This is a genomic window from Mesorhizobium sp. M2C.T.Ca.TU.002.02.1.1 (assembly GCF_003997225.1).
In genome coordinates, this window is record NZ_RZTO01001216.1 from 1 (window position 1) to 1,251 (window position 1,251).

General features: G+C 65.1%; 1 protein-coding gene. It reads left to right on the plus strand.

All coding sequences use genetic code 11. From position 1 onward, the window contains the following. Positions 1 to 102 precede the first annotated feature (102 nt). Positions 103 to 1,251: cytochrome P450 (locus tag EOD07_RS34870; protein ID WP_127238390.1), on the plus strand; the 1,149-nt coding region annotated here is incomplete at its 3' end.

Consider the following 1,251-nt stretch of genomic DNA (forward strand, 5'->3'; position numbering starts at 1 on the left):
ACCCGGTGGCCTTCGAAAGCCTTGGCAAGCCGCTGAAGGATTGATGGACAGAAGGGGCGGCGGCGCCGCTGCCGCCCCTTTTCACCCAACGGGAGCAGCGGCATGAGCTTTGCCGATGATATCACGGTCGAGGCGTTGGAGGCCGATCCCTATCCGATCTATGCGGAACTGAGACGCAGCGCCCCGGTTGCCTTCGTGCCGGCGGTCAACCTGTGGTTCGTCACCCGCTGGAAGGACGTCGAAACCGTCGCCAAGTCGCCCGACATCTTCTCGGCGGTCGTCGGCACCTCGCCGGTCGAACGCTCCTTCGGCAAGCCGACGATCCTGACCACCGACGTCGAAGTCCATAAGGATCTGCGCCAGGGCGTCGATCCGAAATACCGGCCGCGCACCGTCGCCTCCTACGCCGCAGACCTCGTGCGCGCGATCGCCGAACCCTATCTCGACGAGATCGCCAGGCGCGGCTCCGCCGAGCTGATGGCCGACTATTTCGAGCCCGTGTCGACGCTCAGCCTGGCGCGCTCGCTCGGCCTCATCGACATCGATATGCCGACATTGCGCCGATGGTTCTATGGGCTCGCCCAGGGCGCCATCAATTTCGAAAACGATCCCAAGCGCCAGGAGATCGCCGACGCGATCGGCGCCGAGGTCAGCGATGCCGTGATGCCGACCTTGGAGAAGCTCGCTCGCGAACCGGACGACTCGGCGCTGTCGCACATGCTCTATGACGGCATGCCGGAAGGCAAAACGCGTGCGATCGACTTCCTGATGCCGACCATCAAGGTCATCCTGCTTGGCGGCATGCAGGAACCGGGCCATGGCGCCGGCTCCATCCTCGTCGGTCTGCTGACGAACCCAAAGCAGTTGCGCCAAGTGCTCGACGATCCGGAAACCTTCGTGCCGAAGGCGGTGGACGAAGGTTTGCGCTGGGTGGCGCCGATCGGCACGCAGACGCGTGAAACGACCCGAGCCGTGGAGATCGGCGGCGTGACCATCCCCGCCGGCGCTCCGGTCGCCGCGCTCGTCTCCTCGGCCAGCCGCGACGAAAGCCGTTTCACCGATCCGGATCGCTTCGACATCCACCGCGACGAGGGCGATCACGCTGCCTTCGGCTTCGGCCATCATTTCTGCTCGGGCCGCTTCTTCGCGCGCGACCAGGAGCCCTTGGCGAACGCCTTGCGCAAGAAGGTGCTTACGAAATTTGCCGAGTTGGTCGAAAAGCACGCGCCGGAACTGGCCGTGCTCGGCGTG